Source organism: Terriglobales bacterium, assembly GCA_035543055.1.
In the GTDB taxonomy this organism is placed as follows: domain Bacteria; phylum Acidobacteriota; class Terriglobia; order Terriglobales; family Acidobacteriaceae; genus JAIQFD01.
The window spans coordinates 1-18,400 of record DATKKJ010000251.1 but is presented as its reverse complement, the minus strand read 5'-3'; the positions used below and the strand labels follow the sequence as shown (position 1 = coordinate 18,400).

General features: G+C 65.0%; 11 protein-coding genes. 5 read left to right on the top strand and 6 right to left on the bottom strand.

All coding sequences use genetic code 11. The features are described from left to right. The 3 genes from VMS96_15840 to VMS96_15830 form a co-directional block, all read left to right on the top strand. Positions 1-898: molybdopterin-dependent oxidoreductase (locus tag VMS96_15840; GenBank protein ID HVP44897.1), on the top strand; the 898-nt coding region annotated here is incomplete at its 5' end. Positions 899-1,034: 136 nt separating this feature from the next. Next, a complete protein-coding gene (gene bamA, locus VMS96_15835; GenBank protein ID HVP44896.1) occupies positions 1,035-3,803 on the top strand; it encodes an outer membrane protein assembly factor BamA in 2,769 nt (922 codons plus the stop codon). Positions 3,804-3,993: 190 nt separating this feature from the next. Further along, the gene (locus tag VMS96_15830) at positions 3,994-4,674 is read left to right on the top strand and encodes an OmpH family outer membrane protein (protein ID HVP44895.1); all 681 of its coding nucleotides are present in this window, start codon (positions 3,994-3,996) and stop codon (positions 4,672-4,674) included. Between the two features lie 96 nt (positions 4,675-4,770). Here the strand turns inward: VMS96_15830 and VMS96_15825 are convergent, their stop codons facing one another. From VMS96_15825 to VMS96_15810, 4 genes are all read right to left on the bottom strand, one after another. Next, positions 4,771-6,696: a DUF4910 domain-containing protein gene (locus tag VMS96_15825; GenBank protein HVP44894.1), complete on the bottom strand. Its 1,926-nt coding sequence runs from the start codon at positions 6,694-6,696 to the stop codon at positions 4,771-4,773. Positions 6,697-6,772: 76 nt separating this feature from the next. After that, positions 6,773-9,871: a multidrug efflux RND transporter permease subunit gene (locus VMS96_15820; GenBank protein HVP44893.1), complete on the bottom strand. Its 3,099-nt coding sequence runs from the start codon at positions 9,869-9,871 to the stop codon at positions 6,773-6,775. Continuing rightward, positions 9,872-13,087 carry an efflux RND transporter permease subunit gene (locus VMS96_15815; protein HVP44892.1) on the bottom strand — a complete coding sequence of 1,072 codons (3,216 nt, stop codon included), beginning with the start codon at positions 13,085-13,087 and terminating at the stop codon, positions 9,872-9,874. Beyond that, positions 13,084-14,199: an efflux RND transporter periplasmic adaptor subunit gene (locus VMS96_15810; protein ID HVP44891.1), complete on the bottom strand. Its 1,116-nt coding sequence runs from the start codon at positions 14,197-14,199 to the stop codon at positions 13,084-13,086. The genes VMS96_15815 and VMS96_15810 overlap by 4 nt, the downstream gene beginning before the upstream one ends. 211 nt (positions 14,200-14,410) lie before the next feature. Between VMS96_15810 and murJ the strand changes: the two genes are divergently transcribed. Continuing rightward, entirely contained in the window at positions 14,411-16,060 is a 1,650-nt protein-coding gene (gene murJ, locus VMS96_15805; GenBank protein HVP44890.1) for a murein biosynthesis integral membrane protein MurJ, read from the top strand. A gap of 175 nt (positions 16,061-16,235) precedes the next feature. Here murJ and VMS96_15800 read toward each other — a convergent pair whose 3' ends face one another. Beyond that, positions 16,236-16,439: a hypothetical protein gene (locus tag VMS96_15800; protein HVP44889.1), complete on the bottom strand. Its 204-nt coding sequence runs from the start codon at positions 16,437-16,439 to the stop codon at positions 16,236-16,238. A 71-nt stretch (positions 16,440-16,510) separates the two neighbouring features. Then, on the bottom strand, positions 16,511-17,023 hold the full coding sequence (locus tag VMS96_15795) for a polymer-forming cytoskeletal protein (GenBank protein ID HVP44888.1): 513 nt from the start codon (positions 17,021-17,023) through the stop codon (positions 16,511-16,513). A 444-nt stretch (positions 17,024-17,467) separates the two neighbouring features. Between VMS96_15795 and VMS96_15790 the strand changes: the two genes are divergently transcribed. Then, the coding region (locus VMS96_15790; GenBank protein ID HVP44887.1) for a hypothetical protein at positions 17,468-18,400 on the top strand (933 nt) is incomplete at its 3' end.

Genomic DNA, 18,400 nt, shown 5'->3' with positions numbered 1-18,400 from the left:
GGTGCGCGGCTTCGCGCGCCCCGACCTGTTCACCGTGGTCCACGAGCAGTTCCTCACCGATACCACTGACTACGCCGACATGGTGCTGCCCGCCACGACATTTTTCGAGCAGAGGGACCTGCAGACCGGCTACGGCCACTATTACGTCCAGCTTTCGGAAGCGGCCATCACGCCCATCGGCGAAGCGCGCTCCAACTTCGACGTCTTCGCGGCGCTCGCGGCGCGCATGGGCTTTCCTGAGGATTGCTTCCGCGAGTCGGTGGACACCGCCATCGACGCAGCCCTCGACTCGGGGCATGAGTGGGTGAAAGGCATCGACCGGGCGAAGCTGGAGCGCGAAGGACACGTGCGTCTCAACCTCCCGCGCTCCAGCGACTCCACTTTCTTCCTCCCCTTCGCTGCCGGCGGCTTCCCCACTCCCAGCGGAAAGGCGGAACTGTACAGCGAGGCGATGGCCGCCAAGGGTCTCGACCCGGTGGCGCAGTTCGTGCCGCCGGCGGAGTCGCGCCATGCACCGGAGGCCCGACGGTTCCCGCTCGAGTTGCTGGCCCGCAAGGCCGACAACTTCTTGAACTCCACCTTCACCAACCTGCCGTCAGTACAGGTGCTCGAGCAGCGCGGGCTGCTGGAGATCAATCACACCGACGCGCAGGCCCGCGGCATCCGCGACGGGGATGCCGTCCGAATCTTCAATGGCCGAGGGGAGTTGCATCTGACGGCCCGGGTTAACGGCGCCGTGCGGCCGGGGGTGGTCGCGGGGCGGCTGGACTGGGCCAAGCTCTCCGCTGAAGGGAAGAACGTCAACGTGCTGATCTCCGACCGCAAGAGCGACTTAGGGGGCGGCGCCGTGTTTTATTCCGCGCTGGTCGAAGTGGAACGCGCGGAGATGGTTCGCTAGTCAATCTCTCGCCACTCTTTGTATAATCACCGTTTCCTCGATCCTAGACTGAGGGTGTCTTATTTCTGGTCCTCTTCAGGAAAGGCCTGTAAGTCATACAGGCGCCACAAAATCCCTGCTGCTGGCAGTGCTCGGAGTGCTTTTCCTCTGGGCGGGGAACGCCTTTGCCCAGCAACAGCTCATCGAATCCATCCGCATCCACGGCAACCGCCGCATCCCGGCGGAGACCGTGCGGGCGCGCATCTTCACCCGCGAAGGGGACGTGTACGACGAGGCCGGCCTGCAACGCGACTTCGCTTCCCTGTGGAACACCGGCTACTTCGAGGACTTGCGCATCGAGCGCGAGGACAGCACCAAGGGCTTCATCATCCATTTCTACGTGAAGGAAAAGCCGACCATCCGGGAGATCGAATACAAGGGCCTGAACTCGGTCTCGCAGAGCGACGTGCTCGACCGCTTCAAGCAGCGCAAGGTAGGCCTCACGGTCGAGAACCAGTACGACCCCACCAAGGTGAAACGGGCGGAGGTGGTGCTGAAGGAGATGCTCGCGGAGCACGGGCGCCAGTTCGCCACCGTCCGCTCGGAGGTCAGGCCCATTCCCCCGGCCTCGGTGGCGGTCACTTTTGTGGTCACCGAAGGGCCCAAGGTGAAGGTGGGCAAGATCGCCTTCGAGGGAAACGCGAACGTGAGTTCCCGCTACCTGCGGAACTCGATGAAGAACCTGAAGCCCATCGGCCTGCCGCACTCCATCGTGCTGGAGAACCTGATCTCCCGCACTTACGACGCCACCAAGCTGCAGGAAGACACGGAGCGGGTGCGCGACGCGTATCAGCAGAAGGGCTACTTCAAGGCGCTGGTGCAGGACCCCAAGACCCAGGTACGCGACACCGCCCCCGGCTTTCCCTGGCTCTTCCGCAAAGCCGGCAAGGCCATGGACATCACCATCCCGGTGGAGGAAGGGACGACCTACCGCCTGGCGGCCATCACCTTTCACGGCAACAAGGCGCTCACCAACAATGCCGCCCTGCGCAGGCTGTTCCCGATGAAAGACGGAGAGCTGTTCAATACCGAGATGGTGCGCAAGGGCCTGAAGAACCTCCGCGAGGCCTACGGGGAGTTCGGCTACATCAACTTCACCGCCGTCCCCGACACCAAGATCGACGACGACAAGCACCTCATCACCCTCGACGTCGACCTGGACGAAGGGAAGCAATTCTCCGTGCGGCGCATCGAGTTCACGGGCAACACCACCACCCGCGACAAGGTCATCCGGCGCGAGCTGGCGCTGGAAGAGGGCGGCGTCTACAACAGCAAGCTGTGGGAGCTCAGCCTGCTGCGCCTGAACCAGCTCAACTATTTCGAGGCCCTCAAGCCGGAGCAGGATTCCGACGTCAAACAGGACAACCAGGAGAGCACGGTCGATATCACCCTCAAGGTCAAGGAAAAGGGCAAGAATTCCATCGGCCTGACCGGCGGGGTCAGCGGCCTGGCCGGTTCCTTCATCGGCCTGAACTATCAGACCAACAACTTCCTGGGTCTGGGCGAGACCCTGACGGTGGATTTCAACATCGGCAGCTACCAGCGCAACATCACCTTCGGATTCACCGAGCCCTACGCGTTCGACCGGCCGCTGCAGCTCGGCTTCACCATCTTCAGCACTAAATACGAGTACAACCAGGCGCAGATCGCCTCGCAGCAACTGGGCTCGCAGCTCAACCTGCCGCAGAGCACCCTTAACACGCTGCAGGACTATTCCCAGTCCAGCACCGGGTTCACCCTCAGCGCGGCCTACGCTCTGCGCCGCTCCTTCAAGCGCATCGGGCTCACCTATGCGTTCGATCGTACGTCGGTCACGACATTCAGCCAGGCGTCGCAGAACCTGTTCCAGAACATCGCCTTCCGCGGCATCTCCGGACCGAACGCGCTGGAGGGAGTGATCAGCAGCAAGGTGATTCCGTCGTTGTCTTTCAGCACCATCGACAGCCCGTTGAAGCCCCACCGCGGGCAGAGCTTATACCTGGCCACCGAGATCGCCGGGCTGGGCGGGAACGTGCGCGACCTCCGACCGGTGGCGGAATACAAGCGCTGGATCCCGATGAAGGGGATTCATTTCAACCGTGACGGCAACCAGTCGCTTGGCTTCCGGGTGCAGGGATCGTTTGTCACCGGTTTTGGGGGGCTGGTGGCGCCTCCCTTCCAGCGGTTCTACCAGGGCGGCGACAACGACCTGCGGGGTTTCGATATCCGCACCATCGGCCCCTATAGCTTCATCGTGCAGGATTACAACATCCCACTGGTGAACCCGGACGGAACCTCGGTCTTGAAAGACCCCTCCAACCCGCGCGCCGGCATAGTGACGGTCCCAGTGCCTCTGTACAGCATCGTGCTGCCCGGCGGCGATACCAGCATCGTGGCCAATGCCGAATACCGCATACCCATCGCCGGACCCGTGACCCTGGCCCTGTTCAGCGACTTTGGCATGAACATGATCCTGCGCAACTCGCAGTTGCGCATCTCCGACCAGACACTGAACACCCTGAATACCACTCTCTTCGGCTGCCCCACGCTGGACCCGGCGTTCAATTGCGCCGGCGGCGTCTCCCTGGGCTCGTTCCCGCAGAACCTGCAGATCGTGGATGGCACCAACTACGTGCCGCGCATGTCCACCGGAGTGGAGTTCCAGGTCCTGATGCCGGTGCTGAACGCTCCGGTGCGCGTGTACTACGCCTGGAACCCGCTGATCCTGAACAGCACGGCCATCCCGCCCTTCGTGGTGACCCGCTCCATGTTCCCGGCGGGCGGCGCCGGTGATTACACCTTCCAGCAATTGCAGCAGCAGGCGTCAGGCTACAAGTTGCTGGAGCCTCGGCATACGTTCCGTTTCACTTTTGCCACCACCTTCTGACGTGCCGGTTGCGTCTGCCGATGTTTGACGCTGATGGAAAGCTGCCCCTATAATTAAACATTGGCAGCATGCGCGAGATTTTCTCGGGTCCCCCGGCCGAGCCGGTGATGCAGTCTTCCACGCCGCTGCAGATCCCGAAAGATTTCTAAGGATTTTTGAAGATTCTCCTAAGGAGCTCAAAGTACAACCGATGAGACGCAAGCTCACCCCCGCAGTCGTGGCCATCGCCACCATCTTGTCGCTGGCCGCTTTCGCACAGACCGGCAGCGCCGCCTCCAACCCGGGGCCGGCTTCCCCGCCCGCTCCCACCGCCCCGGTGGTCACCAAGGTGGGCATCATCGACTTCCAGCGCGCCGTAGTCGCGACCAATGAGGGGCAGCGCGAGTTCGAAGCCTTGGCCAAGAAGTTCGACCCCAAGCAGACCGAGCTAAAGAACCAGAATGACGAGGTCGAGAACCTCAAGAAGCAGCTCCAGACCCAGGGCGACAAGCTGAACGACGAGGCCCGCGCCACCCTGGTGCGCAACATCGACGTCAAGCAGAAGGCGCTGCAGCGCAACCTGGAAGACGCCCAGAGCGAGGCCCAGCGTGAGCAGAACGAGGTCTTCGGCAAGGTGGCGGCCAAGGTGTACAAGACCCTGGAGCGCTACGCCGCGTCCAACGGGTTCACCGTCATCCTGAACTACCAGGAAGGCGACCCGCAGGGGCAACTGCTGTGGGCCGTGCCCCAGGTCAACATCACCAAGGAGGTGGTGGAGGCCTATAACCGCGACTCGGGCGTGGCGCCACCGGCTACGCCTGCCACCAAGCCGGCCTCCAGCTCCAAGCCCATGACTCCAGCGAGGCCGGCGCCCGCTGCCCCCAAGAAGTAAGCCCATCGGAAACCGAAGGCCGCCGGGAACGGCGGTCCTTCACTTTTGCTTAAGAGTGTGCGGTAGAGACGCCCTTACGGGCGTCTCCACTGGTGGCTATTTCAGCGCTACCAGCTTCCTCTCCGCCAGGATCTTCACGAGTCGGTCCACCCAGGCCTGGTCGAAGGGCATCAGGTACTCGGCGGAGAGCAACTGCGCGATGTTGGAGGTGGAGCGGTGGCCGTCCATGAAGTTCAACGTCTCGTAAACCAGCAGCTCGAAGGTCGGCTTGGTCGCGAGAGACTCGACCAAGTGGGCGAATTTCGCATCCTGCTCCTCCCACCACTTCTTGTCATCGCCAGTGAGGTCAGCGAAGACAACGGGTGAAAGCGGCAACAGCGTGAGGCGGCGCGGGCCGATGCCGGTTTCTTGGGGGAGTTGCGTTGTGAAGGAGGGGCCGATCCCTGTGTGCTTGATCACGGCTCCCCACAACGTCTTCGGAAACTGGCCCATCCCCGCCTCGCGCCACCGCATGGCGGTTTCCATCGATCGACCCGTCAATGCCGCCGTTGTTCTGTTGATGACCAGCTGCCACTCCTCCTCTCCCGCGCTCGCCATCCACTCCACCGCGGCGCTGGCCATCGTCCCCACGCGCAGCAGCTCGCTGGCGTCGGTCTTGTCCACCGTGTCTTCGGAGGTGTGGTGCGTCCAGTCGGGGTCGTGGCCCAGCATGGTCGAAGGGATACCGAGACCCAGGAACATGTCGTGGTCGCTCCCCTGCGTGTACGGGATGACCTCAGTCGGCCAGTAGTTGTGGGTGCCGGTGGGCGCGAAGAGGTTGGCTTCGCGGGTCTGCTGCAGCACGTCTTCCAGCAGCGCGTCGAGGAACGACGGCACCGAATCGGGCGTGCGCGTGAAGTAGAAGCGGCCGTTGGTCTTCACCGTGTCCTCGCCCACCATGTCCAGGTTAAGGTTGGCGATGACGCAGCTGGGCTTGATGGGCGCCGGGCGCGGATCGTCCCACGACCCGCAGCGCCGCACCTCCAGGTGGGACGCGAGATAGGCGATGGTGCCGTAGTACTCGGGCACCCAGAGGAAGTGGATGGTCCGCCGCGGCGCGGGAATCTTCCCCGCCTTGATCAGGACGCCGAGCGCCCGCACCATCTCCACCATCGCCGCCGAGCCGCTGGCGTTGTCGTTGGCGCTCCACTTGGGGTGGTCGAGATGCCCGCTTATGAGGACCTCCTGATCCGGCTTCTCGCTGCCGCGGATCCAGGCGTGCACCAGGGTGAGCTGGCCGGGGACGTAGCTGGCGTCGACCTTGCCGTGGACCTGCACCGCGCCTTTCTTCGTCAGCTTCTTGATCTCGGCGTACTGCGCCGCCGAGATCATGAAGCCGCCGCGGGTCTTCTCCACCTCGTCAGCGCGCGGCCAGACGCCGTTGTAGCGCACCATGTATGGGTGTTCCGGCCGGTCGTCGGCCCGCGGATAGATCACAACCCCGACCGCGCCGCGCTTGAGCACCGCCTCGCGCACCACGTTGGCCGCGTAGCCCGACGCCAGTGCGACCTTGCCGTTCACGTCCTTGCCCTCATAATCGCCGGCACTGGTGCCTGACCCGACATCCACCAATTGCCCCGACCACTCGCCGCCCTTTGAATAAGTCGCCACGCACATGGCCGCATCGGCGTAGCGGCAGAGGCGGTACGGTTTGAAATCCGTTCCCGGCGCGCTTTCCACCCACAGCTCGCCACCGCGCATGTCCCAGCCCACGGGCGAGACAAAGGTCGCGTACTTCCTGGCGCCGTCCGACGGGAACTGCTCCAACTTGGCCTCGATGCCATACGACTTCAGCTTGGCCAGCACGACCTTCTCGGCGACACCCGCCATCATCGGGCTGCCCTGGATGCGGTGGTACTCGACGATCTCGCGGATGGTTTCCTGCGCCCGCTCGCCCGAATATTCCTGCGCGATGGCGTTGAACACGTCCTGCTTGACCAGGTGCTGGGCAGAGACGGAGACGGACAGCAGTAGAAGCAGCAAAAGTATGCGCGGTCTCATGCGCGACAGGGTACACGATAGGGGGTAGAGCTGACGACTGACGACCGGCGGCGGGCGACTAGTCCGCGTGCGCCGGTTGGGGAGCGCGGGGGCGCCGCCGGCTGATCCACCAGATCTGCAAGCGATCCATGTAGAGGTAGATGACGGGCGTGGTGAACAGCGTCACCATCTGGCTGACGATGAGTCCGCCGACGATAGCGACACCCAGCGGCCGTCGCAGCTCCGAACCGACCCCGAAGCCGAAGGCCAGCGGGGTCGCGCCCAGCAGCGCCGCCATGGTGGTCATGGTGATGGGCCGGAAGCGCAGCAGCGCCGCCTCGAAGATCGACTCCTCCGACGACTTGCCGTGTTTGCGCTCCGCATCCAGCGCGAAGTCGATCATCATGATGCCGTTCTTCTTCACGATGCCGATGAGCAGGAAGATGCCGATGAGGGCGATCACGTTCAGGTCGATGCCGGTGAGGAGCAGCGCCAGCAGAGCCCCCAGCCCGGCCGAAGGCAGCGTGGACAGGATAGTGATGGGGTGAATGTAGCTCTCGTAGAGCACGCCCAGCACGATGTACACCGCAATCAGCGCCGCCAGGATCAGGTAGGGCTCGTTCTTCAGCGACTCCTGGAAGACCGCGGCCGTGCCCTGGAAGCTGCCGTGGATGGTCCCGGGCATGCCGATGTCGGTCTGGGCATTCTCGATGGCGCGGGTGGCCTCGCCCAGCGAGATCCCCGGCGCCAGGTTGAACGACAGGGTGATGGCCGGGAACTGTCCCTGGTGGTTCACCGCTAGGGGGGCGTTGCTGGGACCAAAGTGCACGAAGCTGGCCAGCGGCACCTGCTGCCCAGTGCTGGAGCGCACATAGATGTTCTTCAGTGAGTCGGGGCTGTTGCGGTAGGCCGGGTCGGCCTCCAGCACCACGTGATACTGGTTGAGCGGCTGGTAGATGGTCGAGATCTGGCGCTGCCCGAAGGCGTCGTAGAGCGCGGCATCGATCTGCATCGGGGTGACGCCGAGCCGGGCGGCGGTGGCGCGGTCGATCACCACGTCCTGCTGCAGGCCGCGGATCTGCTGGTCGGTGTTGACGTCGCGCAGTTGCGCTAGGGAGCGCAACTTCTGCTGCAGCCGCGGCGCCCATTCGTTCAACTGCGCCAGGTCCTCGCCCTGCAGCGTGTACTGGAACTGCGCCGCCGACATGCGCCCGCCCACGTTCAGCTCCTGCGCCGTCTGCATGAACAGCGAGGAGCCGGGAATGCGTGCCAGTTTCGGGCGCAGCCGGTTGATCACCTGGTCGGTGGAGACCTTGCGTTCCGCCAGCGGCTTGAGCACTACGAACATGCGCCCGGAGTTGGAACTCATGCCCCCGCCGGCGAAGGCCACCATGGTGTCCACCGCTGGGTCGCTCTTCACGATGGCGGCATACTGCTGCACCTTCTGGTTGAGCGCGTCGAAGGAGATGTCCTGCTGGGCCTGCACCGTGCCGAACATGCGGCCGGTGTCCTGCTGCGGGAAGAAGCCCTTGGGAATGACGATATACAGGAACACGTTCAGGCCCAGGATCAGCACGGTCAGCGCCAGGCCGATGCCCTTGTGGTCGAGCACCCAGCGCAGGGAGACGCGATAGGCATCGTTGATGGCCTGGAAGAAGCGTTCGCTCCAGCGGAAGAGGCGGCTGCGGCGCTCATGCTCGATGGGCTTCAGCAGGGTGGCGCACATCATCGGCGTGGTGGTCAGCGAGACCACCATGGAGACCACGATGGCGGCGCTGATGGTGACCGCGAACTCGCGGAACAGCCGCCCCACCAGCCCGCCCATCAGCAGGATGGGGATGAACACCGCCACCAGCGAGATGCTGATGGAGACCACGGTGAAGCCGATCTCCCGGGCCCCCAGCAGCGCCGCCTGGTAGGGCTTCATGCCGGCCTCCATGTGCCGCATGATGTTCTCGATCACCACGATGGCGTCGTCCACCACGAACCCGGTCGAGATGGTCAGCGCCATCAGTGACAGGTTGTCGATGGAGTAGTCGAGCAGGTACATGATGCCGAACGTGCCCACCAGCGCCAGGGGCACGGCGACACCGGGGATGAAGGTGGCCCGCGCGTTCCGCAGGAAAAGGAAGACCACCATCACCACCAGGCACACCGCGATCACCAGGGTGCGCTTCACATCCGCCAGCGAGGCGCGGATAGTGGTGGTGCGGTCGAGCGCGACGTCGATCTTCACCGCCGGCGGCACCGACGCCTGCAGCTGCGGCAGCAGATCGCGCACCCGGTCCACCGTGGCGATGATGTTCGCCCCCGGCTGGCGGAAGATGATGATCAACACCGAGCGCTTGCCGCTGAAATAACCGGCATTGCGGATGTCCTGCAGCGAATCCTGCACGTCAGCCACGTCGCCCAACCGCACCGCCGCTCCCTTGGAATAGGCGACGATGATGCGGCGGTACTGGTCGGCGGTGCGGCGCTGATCGTTGGCCGTGACCATCCAGCTCTGCTGGTGGTCCTGCAGCGAGCCCTTGGGGCGGTTGGCGTTGCTGGCGGCGACCGCGCTCCGCACCCGGTCCAGGCCGATGCCCAGCGCGTTCAGTTGCAGCGGATTGGCCTCGATGCGCACCGCCGGCGGCGCCGACCCGCCCACGAACACCTGCCCCACGCCTTCGACCTGCGCCAGCTTCTGCGCCAGGATGGAATCGGCGACGTCGTATACCCGGGGCGTGGGCATGGTGTCGGAGGTCAGCGCCAGGATCATGATGGGCGCGTCGGCCGGGTTCACCTTGCGATAGCCAGGATTGCTGGGCAGGTTGCTGGGAAGCTGTCCGCGGGCGGCGTTGATGGCCGCCTGGACATCGCGGGCGGCGGCGTCGATGTTCCGATTCAGATCGAATTGCAGCGTGATGTTGGTGCTGCCCGTCGAGCTCACCGAAGTCATCTGATTGACCCCGGCGATGCGCCCGAATTGCCGCTCCAGCGGCGTGGCCACCGCCGAAGCCATGGTCTCCGGGCTGGCGCCGGGCAAGCCCGCGCCTACCGAGATCACCGGGTAATCCACCCGGGGCAACGGCGAGACCGGCAATTGCGTGTAGGCGAGCCCTCCGGCCAGGAACAGCCCGACCGTCAGCAGCGTGGTGCCGACCGGCCGCCGGATGAATGGGGTGGAGATGCTCACCTAGTCCCCCGTCGCTTCCGCCGGCCGCGAGGCCCGCCAGGCGGCGATGGAGCGCCCCAGCCGGTCGAACCAGAGGTACACGACCGGGGTCGTGTACAGGGTCAGCACCTGGCTGAAGAGCAGGCCGCCGATGATGCTGACGCCCAGCGGCCGCCGCAGCTCCGAGCCTGCGCCCATGCCGAACGCCAGCGGCACGGCCCCGAAGAGCGCCGCAAAAGTCGTCATCATGATCGGCCGGAAGCGCAGCAGGGCCGCCTCGAAGATGGCCTCCTCCGGCTTCCTGCCCTCGTTGCGCTCCGCGTCCAGCGCGAAATCGATCATCATGATGGCGTTCTTCTTGACGATGCCGATGAGCAGGATGATGCCGATCAGGGCCATCACCCCCAGGTCCATGCGGAAGATGGTGAGCGCCAGGATAGCGCCCACGCCCGCCGAGGGCAGCGTGGAGAGGATGGTCACTGGGTGGATATAGCTCTCGTAGAGCACGCCCAGCACGATGTACACGGTGATGATCGCCGCCAGGATCAGCCAGCCTTCATTGGCCAGCGACGCCTGAAAGGCGCGCGCGGTGCCCTGGAAGGTGGTGTGGATGCTGGCCGGCATGCCGATCTCGGCCTCGGCGTCCTGGATGGCTCGCACCGCCGCGCCCAGCGACTCGCCCCGCACCAGGTTGAAGGAGATGGTGGTCGCGGGGAACTGTCCCTGGTGGGTGAGGGCGAGCGGCGCCGGCCCGGTCTCGAAATGGGCGAACGCCGCCAGCGGCACCTGGCTGGCGGCCTGGGTCGTGCCAGAACCGGCGCTCTGGATCGCCGCCAAACCTCCCTGGAATCCCGGCCCGCCGGTAGTGAAAGTCGCGGATGGCGCTCCGCCTGGCGGCTGCGCCGGCACGTAGATGCTTTTGAGCACGCCGGGGTCGGTGCGAAATTGCGGATCCACCTCCAGCACCACGTGGTACTGGTTCAACTGCGTGAACATGGTGGAGACCTGGCGCTGGCCGAAGGCGTCGTAGAGCGTGTCGTCGATGGCCTGCATGCTGACGCCCAGGCGCGACGCGGTGTCGCGGTCAATCACCAGGTGGGCTTGCAAGCCGTCGTTGAGCTGGTCGCTGGCCACGTCTTTCAGGACCGGGATGGTCTGCAGCTTGGCGATCACCCTGGGCACCCAGACGCCGAGTTCCTGCGCGTCGGCATCCTCCAGCGTGTACTGGTACTGGGTGCGGCTCACCCGGTCTTCGACCGTCAGGTCCTGCACCGGCTGCATGTAGAGCGTGATGCCGGCCACGGGCTCCAGCTTCTTCTGCAGCCGGTTGATGATCTCGCTGGCGTCGGCGCTGCGCTCATTCCGCGGCCTGAGGTTGATCTGGATGCGTCCGCTGTTGGGCGTCAGGTTCACGCCGTCCACCCCGATGAACGACGACAGGCTGACGACGTCCGGGTCCTGCAGGACGATATCCGCCACCTGGCGCTGCCGCTGCTCCAGGGCACGGAAGGAGATGGATTGCGGTGCATCGGTGATGCCCAGGATCACCCCCGTGTCCTGCACCGGGAAAAACCCTTTCGGCACGTAGTACGCCATCACGCAGGTGGCGATCAGAGTTCCCAGCGTGATCAGCAGCGTGGCCGTCCGGTGTTGCAACACGACGCTCAGGGTTCCCCGGTAGAAGTCGATGGTGTTCTGCCAGGCGCGCTCGGTCACCCGGTAGAGCCGCCCCTGCTGGCGGCCGTGCTGCGGCTTCAGCAGCTTCGACGACATCATCGGCGTCAGGGTCAGCGAGATCAGCGCCGACATGATGATGGCGGTGGCCAGGGTGACGGCGAACTCGCGGAACAGCCGCCCCACGATATCGCCCATGAACAGCAGCGGGATCAGCACCGCGATTAGGGAGACGGTCAGCGACACGATGGTGAATCCGATCTGCCCCGCGCCCTTGAGGGCGGCCTCGAACGGCGGATCGCCGGCCTCGAGGTAGCGGTCGATGTTCTCGATCATCACGATGGCGTCGTCCACCACGAACCCGGTGGAGATGGTGAGCGCCATCAGCGACAGGTTGTCGAGCGAGTATCCCAGCAGGTACATCACCCCGAAGGTCCCGATCAGCGACAGGGGCACGGCCACGCTGGGAATCGTCGTGGCCGAGAGGTTGCGCAGGAAGAGGAAGATGACCATCACCACCAGGGCGACGGTGAGGCCCATCTCGAACTGCACGTCGTTCACCGACGCCCGGATGGTCTCGGTGCGGTCGGTGAGGATGCTGACCTTCACCGAACCGGGCAGGGTGGCCTGCAAGCGCGGCAGCAGCCGCTTGATGCTGTCCACCACGGCGATGATGTTGGCCCCGGGCTGGCGCTGGATGTTGACGATCACCGCCGGCGAGGTCTGGCCGTTCACGCCCATCCAGGCCGCCTGGTTGGCGTTCTCGGCGCCGTCCACCACCGTGGCTACGTCCTTCAGCCGGACCGGGTTGCCGTTCTTGTAGGCCACCACCACGTCAGCGTAGTCCTTGCTCGACATGATCTGGTCGTTGGCCCCGATGGTGAAGGCCTGGTGGGGGCCGTCGATCTGCCCCTTGGCCTGGTCTACGTTCACCTGCGCAATCACGCTGCGCAACTGTTCCAGGCTCATGCCGTAGGAGGCGAGCGCCACCGGGTTGGCCTGGATGCGCACCGCCGGCTTCTGTCCGCCGCTGATGGTCACCAGCCCGACCCCGGGCAGCTGCGAGATCTTCTGCGCCAGCGTGGTGTCGGCCAGGTCTTCAACCTCGGGCAGCGGCGTGGTGCTCGAGGTCATGCCCAGGGTCAGGACGGGCGCATCCGCGGGATTCACCTTGCTGTACACCGGAGGGTTGGGCAGGTCGCGCGGCAGGAACGAGCCGGCGGCATTGATCGCGGCCTGCACCTCCTGCTCGGCCACGTCGATGTTCTCCTTGAGCACGAACTGCAGGGTGATGACCGAGGCGCCGAAGGAACTGGTCGAGGTCATCTGGCTCAGGCCGGGCAACTGGCCGAACTGCCGCTCCAGCGGCGCGGTGATGGAGGAACCCACCACGTCCGGCGACGCCCCGGGATAGAAGGTGACGATCTGGATGGTGGGGTAATCGACCTGCGGCAGGGCGGAGATGGGCAATTCGCGGTAGGCCACGACGCCCGCCAGCAGCAGACCCACCATCAGCAGCGAGGTGGCGATCGGCCGTTCGATGAACGGACGGGAGATGCTCATCTGCGCTCCCCAGCCGATCCTTGCTGCGACAGACCGCGCTGCGACGCCTGCGGCTCCACCTTTGTGCCCGCCTGCAGCTTCTCCTGGCCGTCGGTGACCACGTGCTCTCCCGGCTGCAGCCCGCTGGCAATGAGCGCGATCTGCCCCTGGGTGAGCGCCACCTGGACATCTCGCACTTGCGCCGTGCTGTCACTCCCCACGACATAAGCGAAGGTGCTGCTCCGGGGGCCGCGCTGGATGGCGCTGGCGGGCGCGACCACGGCGTTCTTGCGGGTCTCCAGTTGCAGGTGGACGTTCACAAACTGGTTGGGCCACAGCGCGCGGTCCTTGTTGTCGAAGACGGCCTTCAGCTTGAACGTGCCGGTGTTGGGATCGATCTGGTTGTCGATGGTCTCCAGCTTGCCGCCGGCGATCCTGGTGCGGTCGTCGCGGCTGAAGGCCTCCACCGGGAGCGTGCCGGCGCGCATGCGCGGCAGGAGGGCCTGCAGGTTGTCCTCCGGCAGGGTGAACACCACCGCGATGGGCTCCATCTGGGTGATCACCAGCATGCCGTTCTGGTCGTTGGCATGGACGATGTTCCCAGCGTCGATCAGCCGCAGTCCTACCCGCCCGCTGACCGGAGCGGTGATGCGGGTGTAGCCGAGGTTCAGCTTGGCGTTCTGGATGGCGGCCTTGTCCATGTCGATCGCGCCCTGGAACTGCTCATATAGGGCGCGCGACTGGTCGGCCTGCTGCTGGGCGACGATGCCTTGCTGGGCCAGCGTCGCGTCGCGCTGGGCGTTCAGGCGAGCGGTGTTGTACTGCCCCTGGTCGCGCACCAGCGTGGCCTCCGCCTGCGCCAGCGCCACCTCGAACGGCCGCGGATCGATGACCGCCAGCAGGTCGCCCACCTTCGCCTCCTGCCCTTCGCGGAAGTTCACTTTGACGATCTCGCCGTCCACCCGGCTGCGCACCGTCACCGTGTTGTACGCGGTGACCGTGCCCAGGCCTTGGAGCAGGATGGGGACATCGCGCTGTTGCACCTCTGCGACGCCAACCGGGATGGCGCGCGGCGCCGGCGCCGCCTTGGCCGCGCTATTCGACTTGCTACAGCCCCCAGCCAGTAGGGCCAACAGTGATCCACAGAAGAAAAGAGCGTGTGCACGTGCCAAGGTCATTCCCCCAGTGCGGTGGGATACACAGAATGTAAACCCTTAGCTTAGATGAGAGGCCGCTGACCGTGATGTAAAGATTTGTAATCGCGCGGCTTACGACGTCCGACAAAGTGGCCCGCGCGCCCTCGCGCGGGCTGTTGCGCAGAACGTTCATGTAGAATCGCGGCGGATGGGCAGCGGCGAGCAGGCACCCACGCAGGGCGGGCTGGGCCGATTTCTCCGGCCCTCCCATCAGCATTCCGCCCTTTCGGCCACCGTCCTGCTTATGTCGGCCATCATGCTTTCGCGGGTGGTGGGCTACATCCGCGAGGCCTACATCGCCTGGGCCTTCGGCGCCGGCCTGCAGACCGATGCCTACGTCGCCGCCTTCACCCTCCCCGACTGGCTGAACTACATCGTCGCCGGCGGCACCGCCTCCATCACCTTCGTCTCCATCTTCACCCGCTACACCGCGGAAGGTCGAGATCAAGAAGCGCGCAAGGCCTTCTCTGTGGTCATCACCCTGATGACCACGGTGTTGGTTATCGGGATTGCGCTTTTGGAGGTGTTCACTCCGCAGATCGAGCGCCTGATCTTTCCCCGCTTTTCCGCCGAGCAGCTCCAGCTGTGCGTGTACCTGACCCGCATCCTGCTCCCAGCGCAGATCTTCTTCTACGTCGGCGGCGTCGTGTCGGCGGTGCTGCTCTCCCGCCGCCTCTTCCTGTTCCCCGCCCTGGGACCCATCCTCTACAACGTCTTCATCATTCTGGGCGGCGTGGTGCTTTCCGGACGCCTCGGGATCGCATCGCTCGCCGTGGGCGCGGTCACCGGCGGTTTCCTGGGGCCGTTCCTGATCAATGCCATCGCGGCATCGAAGACCGGCATCGGCTATCAAGTCACCTTCGACCATCGTGACCCTGGCTTTCGCGAGTGGGTGCGCCTGAGCATCCCGCTCATGCTCGGCGTCTCATTGGTCACCGCCGATGACTGGATCCTGCGCTACTTCGCCTCCGGCGGCGTTGGCGACATCACCCGTCTGAATTACGCCAAGCGCCTGTTTGCCGTGCCCATCGCCGTGCTGGGACAGGCCACCGGCCAAGCCTCGCTGCCTTTCTTCACCCGCCTGTTTGGCGAAAAACGGATGCAGGAGTTCGCGCGCACAGTCAGCGATTCCGTGTACCGGGTGAGTGCCGCCGCCTTCCTGATCACCGCCTGGATGATGGCCGCAGCCCTGCCCGTCGTGGACCTGGTGTACCGCCGCGGGCGCTTCCACTTCTCGGACTCCCGCGAGACTGCGCTTTTCTTCTTCTGGTTCGCGCTTTCCCTGGCGTTTTGGGCGGCCCAGGGCCTCTACGCCCGCGCTTTCTACGCCGCCGGTGACACCCTGACCCCTATGATCGCGGTCACCATCATCACCGTGGCCTCGTTGCCGGTGTATTCGTGGCTCTTCCAGGCCTACGGCGTGACCGGGCTGGCCATCGCATCGGATATCGGGATCTTCGCCAACACGGTCGTGCTGGCGGTGCTGCTGCATTGGAAGAAGCTGGTGCCGCTGGGAGACATGCGTTGGCTGGAGCTGGGCAAGGCGCTGCTGACCAGCGTCTTTGCCCTGGCGATGAATTACTTCGCCGTGCAGGCAGTCTACGTGGATGGTAGCCGCCGCGCCGACGTGGCGGCGGTGGTCGTGACTTCTGTGGTTTGGGGGGTGGCGGTAGCCTTCGGCCTGTGGGCAACGCGCTCCGAACTGCCGCGGAAGCTGCGCAAGCCCTCAGCCCTCAGCCCTCAGCCCTCAGCCCAGCCGGAGCTGCCGTCGGAATATCGAGAGGAAGAAAAACCCTAGCACCGCACTACCTCAAATCGCGTGGCGCGGCCGCCCCCGGCCGCGTAGCCCGCGCCAGCGGGCGTTTGAGAATAGCCCACCGCGTCAGCGGTGGGTCCCTGGCACAGAAACGTCGGAGCCCCTTCAGGGGCGATTGAAATAACGCACAGCCGGGGGCGGCTGTCCCACACTGGACCTAGCGCACGATCCGCATCCGCTGCCAGTCGTAGGGAAACTTCTTTCCGCACTCCAGGCAGACGACGTAGTGGCTCGGCCCGACGCCCACCGGGTCCCAATCGCCGTTGGCGCCGGTGGCGGTCGCGGTCGCCGCGGTGAACGGCTGGGAGGTCTTCTTATGATTGCAGGTGATCGAGAGGATCTGAAGCAGCTTCTCTACCATGGCGCACTTCCGAAAGGAGGGGGGGTGCCCTCGTGGCAAAGGGCACCCGTTCTGAGGCAACGAACGAAGACCTAAGCGCGGGCGGCCGGCGTGCTGTGCGACGCTTCCGCGACGCTAGCCGGCTCCAGCTTGGCATCGCCATTCATCTTCTTGGCGTCTGCCTTGCCATCGGCGGTCTGGCCGGGCTTGCGAATATCAATCCCGCCCTTGAAGAAGGCGCCGTCCTCGATGGAGATGCGCTGCGCTACCACGTCGCCGGTCAACGAACCGTCGGCGCGGATGTCCACCCGGTCGCTGGCGACCAGGTTGCCGCGCACCTTGCCGATCACCACGATCTCGCGCGCACTGATGTTGGCGCCGACCACGCCGTTTCGGCCAATGGTCACGCGGTTCCCGGCCAGGTTGATGGATCCTTCCACCCGGCCATCGATGTACAGCGATTCCGAGCCGGTGACCTCGCCTTTGATCACCAGCGACTTGCCGATCGTGGCCTGCTCGTTCGCATTGAGGGAGGGGTTACGGGGGGCGGACGCCGGCGTGGCTTCCGTCGTCACGGGTGTGGGAGTGCTGGGCATGGTGCTCATGGTTGGCTTCTCCGCTCCAGGATTCGACTTCGGTGCGTTGCTGGGCTGATGGGTGGGCTTCCACATCGGAATGGATTCCTTTCCTTACTTTCCGCGAGCTCAGGGGTCGCTCCCGGAAGCCCACAGACGCACCTGGTTGGATCGCGTCGAAGGAGGGCCAGATTTGCGGGAGCCACTCTGCTCGTGGCACTTGTTTTGCCAAACTGCCCTTCCTCCCAACAGCCCTCGGCAAGGGGGTAAATGCTGGATTGGCGCGGGTTTTGCCCATCTCTCCGGGCCCGCGGCGCCCCTTCGCCAGCCCCTGCGGCCGGCAGAGCGATGTAAATATTCCTACTGGGGTAGCATTTCTTATATCCGCCGAAGACCCCATGGCCTACACTCATTCGCGCTCTAACGATAGCTAGGGGTGCCGCAGCCCCGTTTTCCACACGGACCGACAAGCAAGTGGCACGACAAAGCAACTCCGAGCCGCCCTCCGACCGGGAGATCCTCCGCAAGATCGAACAGCAGCCCAAGAGCTCGGCCAAGTACAAGCAATTGGTGAGGGAGTTCGGGCTGCGCGGTGGCCAGGAGCGCCGGGAACTGGGCGAGCGCCTGAACCAGTTGGTCAAGCGGGGCGAACTGGTGACCGTACCGGGCGACCGCTATGCCATTCCCAGAAAAGCGGGCGGCCGGGGCGCGGTGGTGGGGCGCCTGAGCATGCATCGCGATGGCTACGGTTTCGTGACCCCGGAGGACGGGGCCCCGCGCGGCCTGGCGGGCGACATCTTCATCAACCCGCGGGAGATCGGCGACGCCATGCATGGCGACCGTGTCCTGGTGGACCTGACTTCGGTGCGGCCTGATGGCCGGGGCGAAGGCCGTATCCTGCGCGTGATCGGGCGGGCCCACGAGACCGTGGTCGGCGTCTTCCACCATGGCGACCGCTACAACTTCGTCCGGCCCATCGACGAGAAGATCACGCTCGACATCATCATCCCCCGGGGACAGGAGAAGCCAGCCGCAGAGGAACACCGAGGTCCGCGCAGGAAGGCGGAACACCGCGTCATTGGCGACGAGGCAAGGCGCAAGACGCAATGGGACGACCTCGAAGGCGTGGTCGTAGACGTGGAAATCACCGACTGGCCGACGACCACCCAGAACCCGCGCGGACGGGTGATCGAGGCGCTCGGCTACGAGAACGATTTCGGCGTGGACGTCGAGATCATCATCCGCAAGTACCACATCCCCCACCGCTTCCCCGCCGACGTGATCGAAGAAGCGCAAGCCATCGAGCCGGTCATCTCCCACAATGAGATGCGTGGGCGGCACGACTACCGCAAGCAACCCATCGTCACCATCGACGGCGAGACCGCCCGCGACTTCGATGACGCCGTG